This window comes from Streptomyces otsuchiensis (genome assembly GCF_004305975.1).
GTDB classification, from domain to species: domain Bacteria; phylum Actinomycetota; class Actinomycetes; order Streptomycetales; family Streptomycetaceae; genus Streptomyces; species Streptomyces otsuchiensis.
The window spans coordinates 1-20,324 of the sequence record NZ_BHZI01000087.1 but is presented as its reverse complement, the minus strand read 5'-3'; the positions used below and the strand labels follow the sequence as shown (position 1 = coordinate 20,324).

Genomic DNA, 20,324 nt, shown 5'->3' with positions numbered 1-20,324 from the left:
ACGACTCCACCAACCGGAACAGCGCCACCTCCAACGCGAACAACCCCGCCTGAGCGAACACCGTCCGCTCCAACAACCCCGCATCATCACCGAACACCACCCCACGCAACGGCAGCTCCAACTCCACCCGCGCACACACCGCATCAAAAGCATCCGCAAAGACCGGGAACGCCCCGTACAACTCCCGGCCCATACCCAACCGCTGCGAACCCTGCCCCGAGAACAACAACGCCAGGCCGCCCTGCGCGACCTTGTCGCGCACCACCGACGGCACGTCCTCGCCCTCGGCCAGCGCCCGCAGCCCCGCCAGCAGCTCCTCCCGGGTGTCACCGAGCACGACCGCCCGGTGCTCCAGCGCCGCCCGCCCCGTCGCCAACGAGGCACTGATGTCGGCCGGGTCGGCCTGGGCTGCGACCGGCAGCAGCCGCTCGGCCTGGCGGCGCAGCGCGTCGGCGGAGCGGCCGGACAGCGGCCACGCCGACCATCCGGTCCCGGTGCCCGCCCCGGCCTCGGTCGCCGGCTGGTCGGCGCTCGTGTCGGGTGCTTCCTCGAGGATGATGTGGCCGTTGGTGCCGCTCACCCCGAACGAGGACACGCCCGCCCGGCGCGGCCGCTCGCCCCGGGACCAGCTCCGCCCCTCGGTCAGCAGTTCCACGGCGCCCGCCGACCAGTCCACCTGCGCGGACGGCTCGTCGAGGTGCAGGGTCCGGGGCAGCTGCTCGTGGCGGAGTGCCTGCACCATCTTGATGACGCCGGCGACACCCGCCGCGGCCTGCGCGTGCCCGATGTTGGACTTGACCGAGCCGAGGAGCAGTGGGCGTCCCTCGGGCCGGTCCTGGCCGTAGGCCGCGAGCAGCGCCTGCGCCTCGATCGGGTCACCCAGTCGGGTGCCCGTGCCGTGGGCCTCGACCACGTCCACGTCGGACGCGGAGAGGCGGGCGTCAGCGAGCGCCTGGAGGATGACGCGCTGCTGGGACGGCCCGTTGGGGGCGGTGAGGCCGTTGGACGCGCCGTCCTGGTTGACCGCGCTGCCGCGTACCACCGCGAGCACCTCGTGGCCGTTGCGCACAGCGTCGGACAGCCGCTCGACCAGCAGGACGCCGACGCCCTCCGACCAGCCGGTGCCGTCGGCGTCCACCGAGAAGGACTTGCAGCGGCCGTCCGCGGCCAGCCCGCGCTGCCGGGTGAACTCGGTGAAGACGCCGGGGGTGGCCATGACGGTGACGCCACCGGCCAGGGCGAGGGTGCTCTCGCCGCTGCGCAGCGACCGGCAGGCCAGGTGGAGGGCGACCAGGGACGACGAGCACGCCGTGTCCAGGGTCACCGCGGGCCCCTCCAGGCCGAGGGTGTAGGCGACGCGGCCGGAGATCACGGCGGTCGCACCGCCGGTCAGCTGGTGGCCCACGGAACTGGGTTCGTTGGCCAGCAGCCGCAGATAGCCCTGGTCGTTGCCGCCCGCGAAGACTCCGGTGCGGGTGCCGCGGACCGACTGGGGGTCGATGCCGGCGTGCTCGAACGCCTCCCAGGCCGCCCGGAGCAGCAGTCGCTGCTGGGGGTCCATCGCCAGCGCCTCGCGGGGGGAGACGCCGAAGAAGTCGGCGTCGAACTCGGTGGCGTCGTGGACGAATCCGCCCTGGCGGGCGGAGCTGTGGCCCTCGGCCTCCGGGTCGCCGTCGAAGAGGCGGGCCAGGTCCCAGCCCCGGTCCTCGGGGAATCCGGAGATCGCGTCGCGTTCCCCGGCCACCAACTGCCACAGCTCCTCGGGCGTGTGGACGTCGCCCGGGTAGCGGCAGCTCATGCCGATGATCGCGATCGGCTCCTGGTCGGCGGCCTCACGGTCACGCAGCTTCTGCTTCGTCCTGCGCAGATCGATCGTGACCAGCTTGAGGTAGTCCCGGAGCGTCTCGTCCTCTGCCATCTGCCAGTGCCTCCCAGGCTCCCGCTCGGCCACGGTCCACCCGGAGCCGCCATGCCGCGGGTGCCGTAACCAGCACATCCGCACATCCGCGTCCGCACGCTATGGAGGCGTCACGAAGGCGGACAACCCCTATGGGGTGAGGAGGCCGCCCCTTATCTCGGGCGACCGCGGCGCCTCGGCCGCCGCAGCCACTCAGCGCAGGTCGACGGGGAACTGGAGCATTCCGCGGACGATGAAGGAACCGCGTCTGCGCACCGGTCCGGCCCGGCGGATCCCGGGCAGCCGGGTGGCGAGGGCGGCCAGGGCGATCTCCGCCTCCATCCGGGCCAGCGCGGCGCCGAGGCAGAAGTGGATGCCCGCTGAGAAGGCCAGGTTCTCCGGTCCCGGGTCGCGCGTGATGTCGAACCTCCCGGGCTCGGGATAGACCTCCGGGTCCCGGTTGGCCCCGCCCGCGCAGATCGCCACCTCCTCACCGGCGGCGATCGACTCACCCTCCAGCTCAAGGTCGGTGTGGGCGATCCGGCGGTACTGCTGGACGGAGGGGTCGTAGCGCAGGGTCTCGCGGACGACTGCGGGCGCCAGCGACGGGTCGGCGATCAGCATGTCCCACTGCTCGGGGTGTTCGAGGAGGGCCAGCAGCCCGTTGCCGATCAGGTTGACGGTGGTCTCGGTACCGGCCAGCGGCAGGAACATGCACAGCGGGACCATCTCGTCCATGGTCATCCGGCCGTCCTCGACCGCCGGGAGCAGATCGCTGATCAGGTCCTCGCGCGGGTCGGCCCGCCGCTCGGCGATGATCTCCTGGAACAGCACCGTCATCTCCGCCATGGCCGACACCACGCCCCGCGCGGCCGGGACGGTGGCCACGCCGTCGAGCAGGTAGGCCATGCGGCGGCTGAGCCGGAAGAACACCTTGCGGTGCTCGGGCGGGATGCCGACCAGGTCGCCGATCACCCGCAGCGGGAGCTGCTGGGCGAAGGCACGCATGAAGTTGACCTGGCCGCGGCCCGCCAGCATCTCGTCGATCAGCTCGTCGGTGAACCGCTCGACGTGCGGCTGCCAGTGGGCGAGCCGGCGCGGGTTCAGCGAGGGTGTGGCGAGCTTGCGCAGCCGGGTGTGGTCGGGCGGGTCCAGTCCGAGCATCGAGTTGTCGAACGGCATGAACTCGGGAGGTTTCTCCCCCTCCGGGGTACGGACGCCGAAGCGCCGGTCCCGCAGGATCTGGTTCGCCACGCGGTGGCTGGTGGTCGTCCAGACCCCGACCGCGCTGCGGTGGAGCGTCCCCCGCTCTCGTACCTGCTCGTAGAACGGATAGGGATCGTCCGGAACCAGCAGGATCGAGGCGTACGGGTCGCCGTCCGCGGCCGCGGTGCGCAGGGCTCCCTGCACCACGGTCGCCTGGTAGTGAGCCCTGCGCTCCGCCTCGAGCTCTGACATGCCCTCACCCCCGCGCGTTCGAGCAGCCCGTCTGCACCGGCCGTCACAGTACGAGCGGGCTCCCCCTAGCCTCAACCCCTAACCGGCGTGCGGCGTGGGGCCGGCGGCAGAGGTCCGGCAGGGCCCGGCGCACCGGCGGGGCGCGCCCGCCGTGAGCGCGTCCGCCGTCGGGTCGCTGGTCCCGCCCACCGTCGACACCGCCTGTCCGTCACGCGGTTGGTCGACGGCGGAGCCGCGGGATCTCATCGCGTTCCGCGTCGTCCTCCGGCGTGGGGCCGCGGCAGCTGACGCGGCAAGCCGTCGGGCGCGCCGCCGGGTGGCCGGTGAGCGTCCGGCAGTTCCCGCACGGTGGGCCCGACGATCCGGCGAGCACCAACGCCCACTCCGGGCGGGGCGGTTGCGCCCGGCCCGGTCGTCCCGCGAACTCGGTGCCGGGACCTGGACGCGGAACTTTAGGGGTTCTCTGCCTCTCGGCGGCCCCCATAGCCTGTGGGCCAGACACCGGCTGTGCGGAATAAGGGTGGCGGCATGACCGCTCCGGAGCCGACGTCCGTGTCCGCGTCGGCCTTGGGCTCCGGGAGGAGACCGGGGACGCGGACCTCCCGCCCCGCAGCCACGGCAACCACCGACGTAGAGGGATGGACGGCATGAGCGTTCTCTACGACCCGAACGATCCCGCCCTTGCCGCCGACCGGTTCGCCTATTACAAGCGACTGCGCGAGGCCGACCCGGTGCACGAGATCTCACCGGGTTACTGGCTGCTCACCCGGTACGACGATGTCGAGGCGCTGCTGCGCTCCCCGCACTCCTCCAGCGCCTTCCCCAAGGATCCGGGCTGGGCGATGAGCCGGGGCGGGCCGACCTGCCCGGCCATGCGCAGCGTCAGCAAGTGGCTGCTGCTGCAGGACGGGGCCGAGCACCGTCGGCTGCGGAAGCTGATCGCGCGGGTGTTCACGCCGCGCTACATCGACCGTCTGCGGCCGCGTATCGGGGAGATCGTGGACGATCTGCTCGACAGCATGGGCGAGGGCGAGGTCGACCTGATCCGGGACCTGGCACTGCCGATGCCCGTCGCGGTGGTCGGGGAGCTGCTGGGGATTCCGGTCGAGGACCGCGCACGGTGCCGCGACTGGACCGACAAGGTCGGGTACATCCTGGACCCCGATGTGACGCCCCGCAGGCGCATCGCCATGAACAAGGCGGAGCCCGAGTTCCGCGCGTACCTGCTGGAGCTGATGGCCTCCCGGCGTGACGCCGACCCGGACAACGACCTGCTGTCGGTGCTGATGACGGCGGAGGACAACGAGCAGCTCACCGAGGAGGAGGTCGTCGCCAACATCCTCCTCATCTTCAACGCGGGTCACGAGACGACGGTCAACCTGGTCGGCAACGGCATGCTCGCCCTGCTGCGGCAGCCCGACGCGCTGGAGGCACTGCGGGCGGACCCGGGGCTGATGGGGACGGCCGTGGACGAACTGGCTCGGTTCGACCCGCCGGTGACCCTCTCCAGCCGGATCGCCACCGCGGAGATGGAGTTCGGCGGCAAGACCATCCAGCCGGGTTCCCATGTGATCGGGTTCCTGGACGCCGCCGGCCGCGACCCCGAACGTTATCCCGACCCCGACCGCCTGGATCTGGCCCGCACCGAACCGAAGACGCTGGCGTTCAGCGCCGGTCCGCACTTCTGCCTGGGCGCGGTGCTGGGGCGCCTGGAGGCGGCCACCGTGTTCTCGAAGCTACTGGAGCGGTATTCGAAGATCGAGCTGCTTCGCGAGGATCTCCCGATCAACAGTCACTTCAACCTGCACGGGCTGCTGGAGCTTCCGCTGCGGCTCACCCGCTGAGCCGCGAGCCCCGCTGAGCACCCGTAACCCTCTGCGCGCCCATCTCCCGCCCACACGGCGGGTGATGGGCGCGCAGAGGGTTGCGGCCCGCACGGGCGGTGCCCGGGTCAGAGGGTGCGCAGCACCTCGTGCAGGGCCGCGATCACCTTGTCCTGCTGCTCCTCGGAGAGCGAGGGGTACATCGGCAGGGAGAAGATCTCGTCCGCCAGCGCCTCGGTGACCGGCAGCGGGCGCTCCTCCCGCGCCAGGTGGGCGAAACCGTCCATGGTGTGCACCGGCCGGCGGTAACTGACGCTCAGGTGGATGCCGTGGGCCTGGAGGGCCTCGATGATCGCGTCGCGCCGGGGGTGCCGTACCACGTAGACGTAGTAGACGTGGTCGTTGCCGGGTGTCACGGCGGGCAGGACCAGGTCGGTGCCGGCCAGCGCCTCGGCGTAGCGGGCCGCGATCCGGCGGCGTGCCGCGAGGTACCCGTCGAGCCGCCGCAGCTTGCGGCGCAGGATCTCCGCGTGCACCTCGTCGAGGCGCGCGTTGTAGGCGGGGATCCGGACGACGTTGCGTTCCTCGTCCATGCCGTAGTAACGGAGGCTGCGCACCGCGGCGTCGACGTCGGCGTCGCCGGTGACCACCGCCCCCGCGTCGCCGTAGGCGCCGAGGACCTTCGTGGGGTAGAAGGAGAACGCGGCGGCCCTGCCGGTGGTGCCGGCCAGCCGTCCGTCCTGCCGGGCACCGTGCGCCTGGGCGCAGTCCTCCAGGATCACCAGGTCGTGCCGGGCGGCGATCTCCTCCAGCGCGCGCAGGTCGGCGCACTGCCCGTAGAGGTGGACGGGCAGCAGGCAGCGGGTGCGCGGGGTGATCGCGGCCTCGACCTGGGCGGTGTCCATCAGGTAGTCGCTCTCACGCACGTCGACGAAGACGGCGGTGGCGCCGACCTGGTCGATGGCGATGACGGTGGGCGCGGCGGTGTTGGAGACGGTGATCACCTCGTCCCCCGGCCCGACGCCCAGTGCGCGCAGCGCGAGAACGAGGGCGTTGGTGCCGTTGTCGACGCCCACGCCGTGCGCCAGCCCGTGGTAGGCGGCGAACTCCTCCTCGAAGCCGCTGACGGAGGGACCGAGTATCAGTTGTCCGGAGCGGAACACCTGGTCGACGGCGTCGAGGATGTCCTCACGCTCCGCCTCGTACTCGGCGAGGTAGTCCCATACGCGCGTGGTCATGACCGTTCTCTTTCTTCCGGTTCGGTCCGGCCGTCCGCCTCAGGGGTGGCGAGGATCGCCGTCCCCGGCCGGGTGTCCGCCGGCCAGGGACGTGCGGACGGATGTAAAGGCAGCGGAGCTGGCTGTCGTGTGGTGCGCCGGGGCGCCGCGTTCGGGCTGCACGGCGGGGGCCGCGAGTGAGGCGGTCGCGCGTTCCCCGGAGACCGGCCGGGAACCGCGGCGGCCGGCGTGGCGGTACGGGAACCGGGGCCGGTGACCGGTACGCGGCGGACCGGTGCCGCCGCGCCACGTGCGGGGACGCGGCGGACACCGGTGCCGGAGACGGGGGTTGAGGACGGGCGACGGCGAAGCCGCCCCGCCTCCTCAGCCGGTGGTCCTGTGGCGGGCGGTGAGCTCCTCGAGGACCGGTACGACCTCGTTGGGTGAGGGCGCGGAGAGTACGTCCTTGCGGAGCGCGGCGGCTCCCTCGCGGAACGCCGGATCCTCCAGCAGCCGGACCAGGCTGTCACGGACACGCTCGGGGGTGAGCTGGTCGACCGGCACCGAGATGCCCGCGCCGGACTGCTCCAGGAGGTCGCCGCGGACCAGCGTGTCCCAGAGGCCCGGCAGGATGATCTGGGGGACGCCGTAGTAGGCGGCGGTGGACTGCACACCCGCGCCGCCGATGTGGATGACGGCCGAGCAGGAGGGCAGCAGGGCGTGCATGGGCACGAAGTCCACGACGGTGGCGTTCTCCGGCGCCATGTCCACCGACTCTCCGGGGCCCGGCCGCAGCGTGGCGATCAGCTCGATGTCGAGCCCGGCGAAAGCCTGCAGGACGCCGATGCCGAACATGTCGAATCCGAAGTAGCCACGGACCGAGATACCGGCGGTCACGGCGACGCGGGGCTTGGCGGGCTCGGCGGTCAGCCACTCTTCGAGCTCGGACGGCCCGTTGTAGGGCACGTAGCGCACGCTGACCACTTGCAGACCGTTGTCGATCAGATGGCTGGGCGGGCTGGGGTCGATCGTCCACTGCCCGTTGGCCACGGTCTCGTCGTACGTGGCGCCGTGCCGGTCGAGGGCCTCGGTGAGCCAGTCCCTCAGCGGGTCCACCCGCTGGTCCTCGGGTCGCTCGGCGAGATGGGCCAGGAAGTCGTTGCGGGAGCGGGTGACGACGTCCGCCCCCCACAGCATGCGGGCGTGTGCGGCGCCGGTGACCTGGGCGGCGACGGCGCCGGCCCAGGTGAACTGCTCCCACACGATCAGGTCGGGCTTCCACCACCGGGAGTAGTCGACCAGCGCGTCGAGGAACTCGTCGTTGTTGATGGTGCGGAAGTACCGCGTGGTGGTCTCGTCGAAGAACCGCAGGAGTTCGTCGTGCCCCAGCTCCGCCGAATGTGTCACCGCCTCGGCGACGCGGGCCGGCCAGCCCTCGTCCTGGTTGGCCTCCATGACCTGCTTCCAGCGGTGGTCGGACCCCAGCGGAACCGCCGTGAGCCCCGCCTCGGTGACGGCCTCCGCCATCTCCGGCTGGGTGGCGATCCGGACCTCGTGACCTGCTGTACGCAGGGCCCAGGCCAGCGGCACCATGCTGAAAAAGTGCGTCTTCTCCGCGTGCGCGACGAAGAGTATGCGCATTGTCGTCCTCCAGGCGGGCCCGCCGACGGAAACAGTTCGGACTCGTTCCTTATGCTCGGTTCGCCCTGAGAACCTATGGAGCGCCGTGAGCAGGGAACAACCCCTACCTCCCCTACACCTGGCCGGCGCCACCCCAGTGTCCGACCTCGCCCACGCCACGACTGCTCGTGGCACGGCCGCCCGGGCCGCGGCCTCCAGGGCGCCCGCCGGCTGGACCACCGCCGAAGCATTCCGGCGTTCCGGCCTGGCGTGTAGGGGCCGCGCAATTCAACTTAGGGGTGATCGCGAAAGGTACGGAGAGGCGGTGGACGTATGCTTCTGGCATTCTCTTGCCGCAGGACGCCGGCGTGCCGGCGCCCCGGCCGTTCTTGGCGTGGACTCGGTTAACAGAAATTCACGCCTCCGATTTCTTCCACCATTCACGCTCACAATGATGTGAACCGACCGACCGGATAATCCTGGGCGGAAGCGATGCGCGATCGCCGGCGAGGGGGAATTGCGCCGTCACAGGATGAGGCAGACGCCCCGTCATTTCTCCGGCGCCACAATCGCTCGTCACGGTCCCTCCCCGGCAACCGTCGCGGCGGACGTGGAAGTACGGGTGCGCGCCGAAGCTCCGGCGGACTTCGCTCCCGGATTCCGTCGTCACCACTCCCCCTTTCGTTCCCGGCTCGCCCGGCCGTGCCGCAGCGCGGCCGTGTCGCGGCGCAGCCGTGTCGCGGCCCGTGCGGCAGAGGTGCCTCACGCAACTCCGGCACGTCCGGCGGATTTCGGCACAAGGACACCTAGGAGACCTGACCCATGGCCACTGTTCTCGACGACGTCCGCTCGGGCAACGAGACGCTGACACTGCCCGAACTGGCGCGCCTGCGCGGTGAGCGGCAGCCCGACGACACCGCCTATGTCTTCCTGGACGACGGTGAGGACCCCCGGGAGTCCCTGACCTACGGGGAACTCGCCACCGCGGTGGACGTCAGGGCCCGGTGGTTCGCCGCCCGGGGCATGAGCGGGCAGAGCGCCGTGCTCATGTATCCCTCGGGGCTGGAGTTCGTCCGCACCCTCCTGGGGTGCATGGCGTCCAAGGTGGCCGCGGCGCCCGTCCAGACGCCGCGCCAGCTCAGGGACCTGGAGCGCATCCGCCGCATCGCGCGGGACGCCGGCGCCACGACCGTGCTCACCGAGACCTTGATCAGGCGCGAACTGGAGGACCGGTTCGGGGACCTGGAGGCGCTGCTGGGCATCACGGTCCTCGACACGGCCGAACCCGCCGCCGCCGAGGGCGACGTGCTGGATTCGGCAGTGCCGGGTCCCGCCCCCGGTCTCGATGACGTGGCCCTCCTCCAGTACACATCGGGCTCCACCGGCGACCCCAAGGGTGTCGTCGTCACCCACGCCAACTTCCTCGCCAACGTCGCGGAGACCGACGCCCTGTGGCCGTGCGCGCCCGATGGCACCGTGGTCAGCTGGCTGCCTCTCTTCCACGACATGGGCATGCTGTTCGGCGTCGTCATGCCGCTGTGGGCCGGTATCCCCTCGTATCTGATGTCGCCCGGCGCCTTCATCCGCCGGCCCGCCCGCTGGCTGGAGGCGATCGCCCGGTTCCGCGGCACCCACGCCGCCGCGCCCAGCTTCGCCTACGAGATGTGTGCGCGGGTCGCGGCGGAGGGGAAGGCCGGCCGGGTCGGTGACCTCTCCTCGTGGCGGGTGGCGGGCAACGGCGCCGAACCCGTGCGCTGGGCCGCGATCAGGGAGTTCACCGAGGCGTTCGCCCCGCACGGCTTCCGGCCCGAAGCCATGTGCCCGGGCTACGGTCTCGCCGAGAACACCCTCAAGGTCACCGGCAGCGACCAGGACCGCGAACCGACCGCCGTGTGGCTGTCCGCAACGGGCCTGAGAGGAGGCCGCGCGGAGATCGTCGACGCGCGGACCCCCGGCGCCGTCCCGGTCACCAGCAGCGGCCGCACCGTCCCGGGCACCGAGGTGCGGATCGTCGATCCCGGCAGCTCGCGCGGCTGCCCGCCGGACGTCATCGGCGAGATCTGGGTCAACGGACCCTGCGTGGCGGCGGAGTACAAGGGACGCCCGGAAGCGAGCGAGGAGACCTTCCGCGCACGGATCAAGGACGCCGACGGACGCCCCGAGGACGGGCGGCCCTTCCTGCGCACCGGGGATCTGGGCTTTCTGCACGCCGGTGAACTGCACGTCGTCGGCCGCTTCAAGGACCTGATCATCCACCAGGGCCGCAACTACTACCCCCAGGACATCGAACTGTCCGCGGAGAAGTCCACGGACGGCCTGCACCCCAACTGCGCCGCCGCGTTCGCCGTCGAACGCGACCAGAAGGAACGCCTCGTGGTCGTCGTCGAGGCCGACGGCCGGACGGTGCGCGCCCACGGCACAGAGAGCCTGCGTGAACGGGTGGTCCGCGCGGTCCGCGACCACCACCACCTGACGGTCGACAGCATCCTGATCGTCCGCAGGGGCTCGATACCGAAGACCTCCAGCGGCAAAGTGCAGCGGCGCGCCTGCCGCGCGCTGTACGAGGAGGGCGAACTGACCGACCTCGCCGCTCCGTCGCCGGTCCGGTGACGGAGTGGCGGTCGGTCTCCTGCCAATAGGGGCGCGGGCCGCCGATTAGGGGTGATGCGGTTCGCCTGATTCCAGGAGGATCGGGGGCAGGGTTGTCGTGCATGGAAGGTAGGGCTGGTATGTCGCTCCAGGAGCCTGTCTCACCGGTCGAGGAGTCGCCCACGTCCACGGCGGACCGCATCGCCGACCTCGCCGCACGGCACGAGGAGGCGGTCGTCCTCGCCGAGAAGAAGGCCGCGGACCGGCAGCACCTCAAGGGGAAGCTCACCGCCCGCGAGCGCATCGACCTGCTGCTCGACCCCGGCTCCTTCGTCGAACTCGACGAGTTCGTGCGCCACCGGACCATCGAGGAGGGCATTCCCCGCCCCTACGGCGACGGGGTGGTGACCGGCCACGGCACCATCGACGGACGCCAGGTGTGCGTCTTCTCCCACGACTTCACCACCCTCGGCGGCAGCATGGGCGAGGCCTTCGGCAACAAGGTCCTGAAGGTCTACGACTTCGCCATGAGCATCGGCTGCCCCGTCATCGGCATCAACGACTCCGGCGGCGCCCGCATCCAGGAGGGAGTGATGTCCATCGCGTACTACACCGAACTGGGCGTCCGCAACGTTCACTCCTCCGGTGTGATCCCGCAGATATCGCTCATCATGGGCCCCTGCGCGGGCGGTTCGGTGTACTCGCCGGCCATCACCGATTTCACGGTCATGGTCAAGGACACCTCCTACATGTTCGTCACCGGGCCCGAGGTCGTCTCCGCCGTCATGGGCGAGAAGGTGACCGCCGAGCAACTCGGCGGCCCCGCCGTCCACGCCGAGGTCTCCGGCAACGCCCACTACGTCGGCGACGACGAGCAGGACGCCATCTCCTGGGTGCAGACCCTCCTCGGCTACCTGCCGTCCAACAACCTGGACGACGCCCCGGTCTACCACCACTCCAGCGATCCCGGCGTCACCGAGGAGGACCTGGCCCTCGACACCGTCATCCCCAACGGCGAGCAGCAGGTCTACGACATGGCCGACGTGCTCACCGCGGTCCTCGACGACGGCGACTACCTCGAGATCCACCCGGAGTTCGCCCGCAACATCATCTGTGCGCTGGGCCGCGTCGAGGGGCACTCGGTCGCCGTCGTCGCCAGCCAGCCCAGCCACCTCGCCGGCGTGCTGGACATCGACGCCTCCGAGAAGGCCGCCCGCTTCATCCGCTTCTGCGATGCCTTCAGCATTCCCGTCCTCACCTTCATGGACGTTCCGGGCTACCTGCCCGGCGTCGGGCAGGAGCACCAGGGCATCATCCGTCGCGGCATCAAACTCTTCTACGCCTACGCCGAGGCCACCGTCCCCAAGATCACGGTCATCACCCGCAAGGCGTACGGCGGCGGGTACGCGGTGATGGGTTCCCGGCAGATCGGCGCCGACCGGGTGATGGCCTGGCCCACCGCCGAGATCGCCGTGATGGGCGCCAGAAGCGCCGTGCCCTTCCTGCACCGCCGCGAACTGGCGGCCGCCCCGCCCGAGGACCGCGCGGCACTCCAGGACCAGCTCACCGACGACTACCGCCGCCGGTTCGGCAACCCCTACGAGGCCGCCGCGCACGGCTACGTCGACATGGTCATCCAGCCGTCCCGCACCCGCGTCGAGGTCGCCAAGGCGCTGGCGAGCCTGCGCAACAAGCGGCAGACCCGCCCCGAACGCAAACACGGCAACATCCCGCTGTGACGCCGCTGGCCGTGGCGGGAAACTCCTGACGGAGGCCCCTACCGCGGCTCATGCCGGTCCAGGGCCTGTCCGTTCGCTGCGAGGCGTGCGGCGGCGGCCGGCCTCCACATGACTCCGGAGTCCGGCCGCCCGGCCCGAACGGTCTCAGACCGCGGACGGCGCCGCGCCGCGGAGCTCCGCCGCCAGCTCCTCGTGCACCCGGGCCCGCAGCAACGTCCCCTCCGAGGTGTGCTCCTCGCTCAGCACCTCGCCCTCGGTGTGCACCCGGGAGACCAGCGCTCCGGCCGTGTACGGCACCACGACCTCCAGCTCGACGGCCGGTCGCGGCAGCTCGACGTCGACGCGGGCCAGCAGCTCCTCCATGCCGGCGCCGCTGTGCGCGGAGACCACCATCGAGCGGCTCTCGGCTCGCACCAGACGCTGCAGCACCAGCTCGTCCGCCGCGTCCGCCTTGTTGATCACCACGATCTCCGGCACCGACTCGGCGCCGACGTCCCGGATCACCTCACGGACCGCGGCCAGCTGCTCTTCCGGGAAGGGATGGGAGCCGTCGACCACGTGCAGGATCAGGTCCGCGTCCGCGACCTCCTCCATCGTGGAGCGGAACGCCTCCACCAGGTGGTGGGGCAGATGCCGGACGAACCCGACGGTGTCCACGAGGGTGTAGAGCCGGCCGCTGGGCGTCTCCGCCCGGCGGACCGTCGGGTCCAGCGTGGCGAACAGCGCGTTCTCCACCAGGACTCCGGCACCGGTCAGCCGGTTGAGCAGCGAGGATTTACCGGCGTTGGTGTACCCGGCGATCGCCACCGAGGGCACCTTGTTACGACGGCGCTCCTGGCGCTTGACGTCACGGCCGGTCTTCATCTCGGCGATCTCGCGGCGCAGCTTCGCCATCTTCTCGCGGATGCGGCGCCGGTCGGTCTCGATCTTGGTCTCACCGGGACCACGCGTCGCCATCCCGCCCCCGGAGGAGCCGGAGCCACCGCCGCCCATCTGACGCGACAGGGACTGACCCCAGCCGCGGAGCCGGGGCATCATGTACTGCATCTGGGCCAGCGCCACCTGCGCCTTGCCCTCACGGGACTTGGCGTGCTGCGCGAAGATGTCGAGGATCAGAGCGGTGCGGTCCACCACCTTGATCTTGACGACGTCCTCCAGATGGATCAGCTGGCCGGGGCTCAGCTCACCGTCACAGACGACCGTGTCCGCGCCGTTCTCGACGACGATGTCCCGCAGCTCCTTCGCCTTGCCGGAGCCGATGTAGGTGGCGGCGTCGGGCTTGTCCCGCCGCTGGATGACACCGTCCAGCACCTGCGCGCCGGCGGTCTCGGCGAGAGCGGCGAGTTCAGCGAGTGAGTTCTCCGCGTCGGCCGCGGTCCCGGAGGTCCAGACACCGACGAGCACCACGCGCTCCAGCCGCAGCTGGCGGTACTCGACCTCGGTGACGTCCTCCAGCTCGGTGGAGAGCCCGGCGACCCGGCGGAGCGCCGCGCGCTCCTCGCGGTCGAACTGGTCGCCGTCGCGTTCCGCGTCCAGCGTGCTCCAGGAGACGTCCTCATCCATCAGGGCGTCGGCCCGGCGGTTCGTGGTGCGGGGCTGGTCTTCCTGAGGGAGTGAAGAGAAGGTCAATGGAGTCCTTTCATCGGAGAGACGGCCGCGGGGCGCCACCGGACGGGGCGCCGTGGCGGAGACGTCGCCACAGTGACAACGCGTATCCGGGGCGCGGGATTCCCGCGCGCGGCCGCTGAGGTCCATGGTGGCACGGCACCGGGCGGCCGTCACGCGGTTTGCCGCACGGCGGCCCCGGGACGCTCCCGCCCCTGTGAGGTGCGCTCGTGGCCGGCCCGGGAGACCGCTCCGGCGCCCGCCCGGTCAGCCGGCGCGCACCCCGGTGGCGGCCGGCAGCAGCGCGCGGCCCACGTCGTACACGCCGGGCACGCCGCGCATCGCCCGCAGCAGCCGCGGAAGCCCGCTGGCGTCCGGCAGCTGCAGCGTGTAGGTGTGACGCACCCGGCGCTCCCGGGGCGGTTCGACCTCCGCGTGCAGCACGGCGGCGCCGTGGCTCGCCAGGGCGTCGGTGAGGTCCGCCATCAGATGGGGGCGGCCCAGCGCCTCGGCTCGCACGGTCACCCGGCAGCCCGCCCGGGCGGTGCGCCAGCCCACCGCGACGGGCGTCCGGCCCGCCTCGGCCATTCCGGTGGCGACCGGGCAGCCCGCCCGGTGCACGGTGACGGCGCCGCCGCGCACCGCGAAGCCCGTGGCCTCGTCCGGGGGGATCGGCGTGCAGCAGCGGGCCAGCCGGATCTGCGCGCCGGAGTCGCCGACCACCACGGCCGCGTGCTCCGGCTCCGGACGCCGGGCGGCCGGTGGCTGCGGCCGCCGTCCCGTGTCCGTAGCGGCGCCGGTCGTTCCCGGGCCCGCGCTCCCCCGCTCGGAGCGGCGCTCCAGCCACCGGCGGATCGGGATGCGGGCCGCCGGGGTGCGCGCCTGCTCCAGCCATTCGGGGGCCGGCCCGGAGGAGTCCGCGGGGGCGAGCAGCAGATGGACGGTGTCCCCGTCGCGCAGCGCGGTGCCCAGCGTCACCAGCCGGCCGTTGACGCGTGCGCCCACGCAGTCGTGGGCGTCCTGACCGTGCCGGGCGTACGCGGCGTCGACGCAGGTCGCGCCCGACGGCAGATGCAGCGGTCCCGCCCCCGCGTGCTCGGCGAAGACGGTGATCTCCCGGTCCTGCGCGAGCTCGTCACGCAGCTCGGCCCAGAAGGTGTCGGGGTCGGGTGCCTGACGCTGCCACTCCAGCAGCCGGGACAGCCAGCCGGGACGGGTCGGGTCGGCCCGCTCGCCCTCCTCGGCCGCGCCCTGCTCGGCGGGCCGGTGCGGGTCCCCGAGGGCGATCACTCCGGTCTCGGCGACCCGGTGCATCCGCTCCGAGCGCACCAGCACCTCCGCCACCCGGCCCTGACGGTCGACGACCGCCGTGTGCAGCGACTGGTACAGGTTGAACTTGGGCGCCGCGATGAAGTCCTTGAACTCGGAGACGACCGGCGCGAAGCAGGTGTGCAGTTCACCCAGGGCCGCGTAGCAGTCCGCGTCCTCGTCGACGACGATCAGGATCCGCCCGAAGTCGCACGGCCCGAGACCGCCCCGTCGCACACCGGACCGGTGGACCGACAGGACGTGCCGGGGGCGTACGCGCACGTCCGCGGCGATCCCGGCCTCCCGCAGCGTCTCCGCCACCGACGCGGCGACGGGTGCCAGCGGGTCCGGGAACCGGTCGTGCTCGGCGATGAGGGCGGTGGCCCGCGCGTGCTCCTCGGGGTGGAGCACGGCGAAGACCAGGTCCTCCAGCTCGGTCTTGACCGCCTGGACGCCCAGCCGCTCGGCCAGCAGGATCAGCACGTCACGGGTGACCCGGGCGATCCGGGCCTGCTTCTCCGGGCGCATCACCCCGAGGGTGCGCATGTTGTGGACCCGGTCGGCCAGCTTGATGGACAGCACCCGTACGTCGCTGCCGGCCGCCACCAGCATCTTGCGGAAGGTCTCGGACTCGGCGGCGGCCCCGTAGTCGACCTTCTCCAGCTTGGTCACCCCGTCGACCAGGTGGCCCACGGCCGCCCCGAACTCCTCGTACACCTGCTCCAGGGTGACGTCGGTGTCCTCCACCGTGTCGTGGAGCAGGGAGGCGATCAGCGTGGTGGTCTCGGCACCGAGCTGGGCGAGGATCAGGGTGACCGCGAGCGGGTGGGTGATGTACGGGTCACCGCTCTTCCGCGTCTGGCCGCGGTGGGCGGCCTCGGCCAGCGCGTAGGCGCGGTGGAGGCCGTCGAGCGGGGCACCCGGATGGTGGCGGCGATGGGCGCGCGCCAGATGCTCGATGGCGTCCGGCAGTCCGTCCCGGGAGGGCGCGAACATCGCCGCGCGTCCCAGGCGGCGCAGCCGCCCCACATCTCTGCGGTGCACCCGCCGGCCTGTGATGTGGCTGCTTCCCGCTGTCTCTGCGCTCACTCGGCACCTCCCGCGGCCTGGTCGTGGACCGGCTCTGGACGGTGGGGCGCGACGGAACACTCCTCGCGGAGCCCCGGAGAACGTCGCGGGTGATCTCGCCGACTCCCGCTGTGGCGCCGGTGCTTGATGCTACCGAGCCCAGCACGGCGCACCGCACCGGGGCCGCCCCGAGCACATCGGATCACCCTTACGAGCGATGCCGGGGAGGCGGCGCGAGGCCGAAAGCACCCCTCGGTTGGCCGGACTTCGGCGGCTCGGCCCGGGTGACGGAACGGCACACCCGGCACGGCTCCCTGCCGCGGTCAGTGGAGCCCGGCCCCCGCCAGCCAGTCGGCGTCGAAGGTCCCCTCGGCGACGATGACGGCGGGGCCCGTCATCTCCACCACGCCGTCGGGGCGTTCGGTGATCAGCAGCCGCCCGCCGGGCACATCCACCGTGTAGCCGGCCGGCCGGCCGTCGGCGGCGGGGTCGAGGCCGTCCCGGCGGGCCGTGGCGACCATGACGGCGCAGGCGCCCGTACCGCAGGAGCGGGTCTCGCCGGAGCCCCGCTCGTGGACCCGTAGAGCCACGTGTCCCGGGCCCCGGTCCACGACGAACTCCACATTGGTGCCGTGCGGGTAGTCGGCCGCCGGCGCCACGGCGGGGGCGTCCAGCAGCGGGCCCGCGTCGGCGAGGTCGTCGACGAACGCCACCGCGTGCGGGTTGCCCATGTCCACATGGCGGGCGGGCCAGGAGCGACGGCCGACGGTGACGGTGACGGAGTCCCCCGGGCCCGAGGGCAGCACGGCCCGGCCCATCTCGACCGTCAGCGCGCCGTCCGGCGCGGTCCTCACCCGCCGCACACCAGCCCGCGTGCCGACTGCCAGCTCACCGGGCTCCACGAGTGAGGCGTGGCGCAGATAGCGGGCGAAGACGCGGACGCCGTTGCCGCACATCTCGGCGACGCTGCCGTCGCCGTTGCGGTAGTCCATGAACCACTCGGCCTCGTCCGCCAGCGCGCGGCCCTCGGGAAGTGCCGCCGAGCGCACCACCCGCAGCAGTCCGTCGCCGCCGATCCCCGCCCGGCGGTCGCAGAGCCGCGCCACGGTCGAGGGCGGCAGATCCAGCCGGCCGTCGGGGTCGGGGACGATGACGAAGTCGTTCTCGGTGCCGTGTCCCTTGAGGAACGGCAGCCCTGCTGCGGATGCGGTGCTCACGGCCCCGATCGTACGGCCCGGAGCGGCGCGCGCCTCGCAGGGCCGCCGAGCGGCACACATCCCGCGGTCAGGCAGTCAGGCAGTCAGGCGGTCAGGTGACCGTCAGCCGGGAAGGTCAGCGCAGGCCGGCCACACGCCACAGCGCGAGCATCCCCACCAGGAGCAGCCCCACGGCGTACAGCGCCAGCAGCCGCCAGTCGGGACGGTTCCCCGACCCACGGGGCGGCAGCCCCGGCCAGGTGTAACCGACACGCCGTGCGGCGAGTACGCCCCAGCCCGCCGCGCTGGAGCCGATGAGCAGCCCGAGCATGGCGACGACCGCTCCGCCGTCGCCGAAGGCGAAGGCGAGCGGGAACGCGAACATCAGCGCGCCGAGCAGGCTCAGGAGCACGATGGGAGCCAGCTGAATGAGTCTCAGCCGCCGCGGCGGCCGCAGTTCCTCGTACGACTCGGCGGGTTCCTCGGGCGGAGGCCCCGCGGAACCGGGATCGGAGGGATGCACCGCGTCGGGCAGCGGCAACGGACCGAGCCGCCCCGGGGACATCGGTCCCGCACGGCTGCTGTCGTCCCTGTCACGAGGGCCGGCCTCCATCGCCACGCGCCCTCCCAACGTACGACCTCACGGCTGCGGCACGCTCGATGATGGCACGGGGAGGGCCCGCACCAGGGCGCCTGGAGCGTCCCGATGCCATCACGTGATCAGGATGTGACCGTCCGTTCGAGCAGATGCCAGGCGCGGTCCGCCAGCGCGGCGCGGTCGGCGACGGCGCCGCTGAGCCAGTGGACCCGGGCGTCCCGGCGGAACCACACGTCCTGTCGCCGCGCGAACCGGCGGGTGGCTCGGATGGTCTCCTCGCGGGCCTCGTCCTCGGTGCAGTCCCCGGCGAACGCCGCCAGCAGCTGCTGGTAGCCCAGTGCCCGGGAGGCCGTCCGTCCCTCGCGCAGGCCCAGGCTCTCCAGGGTGCGCACCTCCTCGGGAAGCCCCGCATCCCACATCCGGTGCACCCGCCGGGCGATCCGTTCGTGGAGTTCCGGGCGGGCGACGTCCACCCCGAGGTGCAGTGTGCGGTAGAGACTCTGGTCCTCGCCGGGGCCGGGCAGCTGGGCGGTGAAGGGGCGCCCGGTGATCTCGATGACCTCCAGCGCCCGCACCACCCGCCGGCCGTTGCTCGGCAGGATCGCGGCGGCCGCCGCCGGGTCCGCGACGGCCAGCCGGGCGTGCAGCACACCGCTGCCGGACTCCTCCAGCTCGGCCTCCAGCCGGGCACGGACGACGGGGTCGGTGCCGGGGAACTCCAGCCGGTCGACGGCCGCTCGCACGTAGAGGCCGGAGCCGCCCACCAGGACCGGGGTACGGCCCTCGGCCAGCAGCCGGTCGATCTCCGCCCGCGCCAGGCGCTGGTACTCGGCCACACTGGCGGCCTCCCGGACGTCCCAGACGTCCAGCAGCCGGTGCGGCACACCGCCTCGTTCGGCGTCGGTGAGCTTGGCGGTGCCGATGTCCATGCCCCGGTACAGCTGCATGGAGTCGGCGTTCACCACCTCACCGCCCAGGCGGCGGGCGAGTTCGACCCCGAGGTCGGACTTTCCGGCGGCTGTCGGGCCGACCACCGCGACGACCTGTATCTGCGGGGCGTGGGCTGAGCTGGTCACCGCGCAAGTCTCCCAGACACCACGTCCGCCCCGAACGAGGGACGTGACGCGGGGGTCGCTCGGTCGTTTCCCTGGCATCCGCGAGGGACCACCCGCGCGGAGGGACGCGGGCTCCCGCCCGCCGGACCAGACGGAGAGCGACATGGGTGTCATCAGCAGGTTCCTGCGGCGCGGGCGGACCGGGACGGACGACGGATCGGCAGCCGCCTCCCCCGACAGCGAGACGGCCACGCCCCGGGCGGACGCCACGACGGAGGGAACGGAGGCGGACCCGCCGGCCCCCGAGGTGGCGCAGCGGCCCGACCGCCGGGTGGTGGCCCCCGGTGAGGTGCCGGAGACCACGGACGGCGGATCGTCGCACGGCGACGCGTCCGAACCGGCACCGGCACCGGCACCGGCCACGGACACCACGGCTGACGGGCCGCGGACCACGGGCACCGACTCTCCGGACGCCACGACGGCCGACCGCGCGCCGGCCAGCGAGACCGGGCGCGAGGGCGGCACCGAGGCCGACGCGGACACCGAGGCCGAGGGAGCGGAGCAGACGGCGGCGGCCACGGACCCCGCCGCGATCCCCCGCCAGACCGACGCCGACGCGGCGGCCGACAGCGAGAGCGGTGAGTCCATCCGCCCGTGACACCACGGGCCCCGTCCGCCCCCGGCGGTTCAGGACCAGACGGAGACGAGGTACCCCACGCCGTACGGCGCCTCGTCGTGGAGCAGCCGCCCGGCGAGGCCGCCGTCCCCGGCGGCGCCCGCCAGTACCTGCCAGGGGGCGGCCCCCACGGCTCCCACCTCGGCTGCGAGGTCACGGTCGAGGGCGGCCAGGGCTTGGTGGTCGGCGGCCTTCAGCGCGGCGGCGATGTCTGCGTCGAACGGCGCGCCCCGTTCGTCCAGGTAGCCCGGCGCGCGCAGTCCGCGGCAGTGGGAGCCGTCGCCCATGACGAGCAGCGCCGTGCGGCCGTCGAGGGCGTCCAGTTCCCGGCCGCGCGCCAGGCAGTCGGCGGTGGGCTGGTCGGCGGGGAGCCCCACGCCGGACACCGGGGCGGCGTCCCAGCCCACGTCGGCGAGGAGCCAGGCGGCGATCGCCAGCGAGGTCGGCAGGGAGGTCGGGGGCGTCGGCGAGGGCG

The 20,324-nt window shown here is 72.5% G+C and carries 14 protein-coding genes; 4 read left to right on the top strand and 10 right to left on the bottom strand.

The annotated features are described in order from the left end of the window. Positions 1-1,918: type I polyketide synthase (locus E0D90_RS10785; RefSeq protein ID WP_130797553.1), on the bottom strand; the 1,918-nt coding region annotated here is incomplete at its 3' end. Positions 1,919-2,110: 192 nt separating this feature from the next. Continuing rightward, positions 2,111-3,355, bottom strand: coding sequence for a cytochrome P450 (locus E0D90_RS10780; protein WP_130797551.1), 1,245 nt, complete (start codon positions 3,353-3,355; stop codon positions 2,111-2,113). A gap of 647 nt (positions 3,356-4,002) precedes the next feature. On the opposite strand from E0D90_RS10780, the gene E0D90_RS10775 reads away from it, so the two are divergent. Beyond that, the gene (locus tag E0D90_RS10775) at positions 4,003-5,199 is read left to right on the top strand and encodes a cytochrome P450 (RefSeq protein WP_170214959.1); all 1,197 of its coding nucleotides are present in this window, start codon (positions 4,003-4,005) and stop codon (positions 5,197-5,199) included. 107 nt (positions 5,200-5,306) lie between these two features. On the opposite strand, the gene E0D90_RS10770 is transcribed toward E0D90_RS10775, so the two are convergent. Both E0D90_RS10770 and E0D90_RS10765 read right to left on the bottom strand, forming a co-directional pair. Beyond that, positions 5,307-6,416, bottom strand: coding sequence for a DegT/DnrJ/EryC1/StrS family aminotransferase (locus tag E0D90_RS10770; protein ID WP_130797549.1), 1,110 nt, complete (start codon positions 6,414-6,416; stop codon positions 5,307-5,309). Between the two features lie 363 nt (positions 6,417-6,779). After that, positions 6,780-8,036: an activator-dependent family glycosyltransferase gene (locus E0D90_RS10765; protein ID WP_130797547.1), complete on the bottom strand. Its 1,257-nt coding sequence runs from the start codon at positions 8,034-8,036 to the stop codon at positions 6,780-6,782. Between the two features lie 801 nt (positions 8,037-8,837). Here E0D90_RS10765 and E0D90_RS10760 point away from each other — a divergent pair. Together E0D90_RS10760 and E0D90_RS10755 are read left to right on the top strand one after the other, a co-directional pair. Beyond that, the gene (locus E0D90_RS10760) at positions 8,838-10,625 is read left to right on the top strand and encodes a fatty acyl-AMP ligase (protein WP_130797545.1); all 1,788 of its coding nucleotides are present in this window, start codon (positions 8,838-8,840) and stop codon (positions 10,623-10,625) included. Between the two features lie 119 nt (positions 10,626-10,744). Then, positions 10,745-12,343: an acyl-CoA carboxylase subunit beta gene (locus E0D90_RS10755; protein WP_130797543.1), complete on the top strand. Its 1,599-nt coding sequence runs from the start codon at positions 10,745-10,747 to the stop codon at positions 12,341-12,343. A gap of 144 nt (positions 12,344-12,487) precedes the next feature. Here the strand turns inward: E0D90_RS10755 and hflX are convergent, their stop codons facing one another. The 5 genes from hflX to miaA all read right to left on the bottom strand — a co-directional run bounded on the left by hflX (position 12,488) and on the right by miaA (position 19,194). Then, positions 12,488-13,906, bottom strand: coding sequence for a GTPase HflX (gene hflX / locus E0D90_RS10750; protein ID WP_438827389.1), 1,419 nt, complete (start codon positions 13,904-13,906; stop codon positions 12,488-12,490). Positions 13,907-14,215: 309 nt separating this feature from the next. Further along, entirely contained in the window at positions 14,216-16,252 is a 2,037-nt protein-coding gene (locus E0D90_RS10745; RefSeq protein WP_130797557.1) for a RelA/SpoT family protein, read from the bottom strand. Positions 16,253-16,647: 395 nt separating this feature from the next. Continuing rightward, entirely contained in the window at positions 16,648-17,541 is an 894-nt protein-coding gene (gene dapF, locus E0D90_RS10740) for a diaminopimelate epimerase (RefSeq protein ID WP_227870127.1), read from the bottom strand. Between the two features lie 115 nt (positions 17,542-17,656). Next, positions 17,657-18,133 (bottom strand): hypothetical protein, encoded by a 477-nt coding sequence (locus E0D90_RS10735; protein WP_130797555.1) that lies wholly within the window; start codon positions 18,131-18,133, stop codon positions 17,657-17,659. A 107-nt stretch (positions 18,134-18,240) separates the two neighbouring features. Next, on the bottom strand, positions 18,241-19,194 hold the full coding sequence (miaA, locus tag E0D90_RS10730; protein ID WP_130797537.1) for a tRNA (adenosine(37)-N6)-dimethylallyltransferase MiaA: 954 nt from the start codon (positions 19,192-19,194) through the stop codon (positions 18,241-18,243). 142 nt (positions 19,195-19,336) lie between these two features. Here miaA and E0D90_RS10725 point away from each other — a divergent pair, with 142 nt between their 5' ends. After that, on the top strand, positions 19,337-19,831 hold the full coding sequence (locus E0D90_RS10725; RefSeq protein ID WP_130797535.1) for a hypothetical protein: 495 nt from the start codon (positions 19,337-19,339) through the stop codon (positions 19,829-19,831). A gap of 29 nt (positions 19,832-19,860) precedes the next feature. On the opposite strand, the gene E0D90_RS26565 is transcribed toward E0D90_RS10725, so the two are convergent. Next, positions 19,861-20,324 (bottom strand): class III extradiol ring-cleavage dioxygenase family protein (locus tag E0D90_RS26565; protein WP_498072959.1); only part of this gene is annotated, 464 nt, incomplete at its 5' end.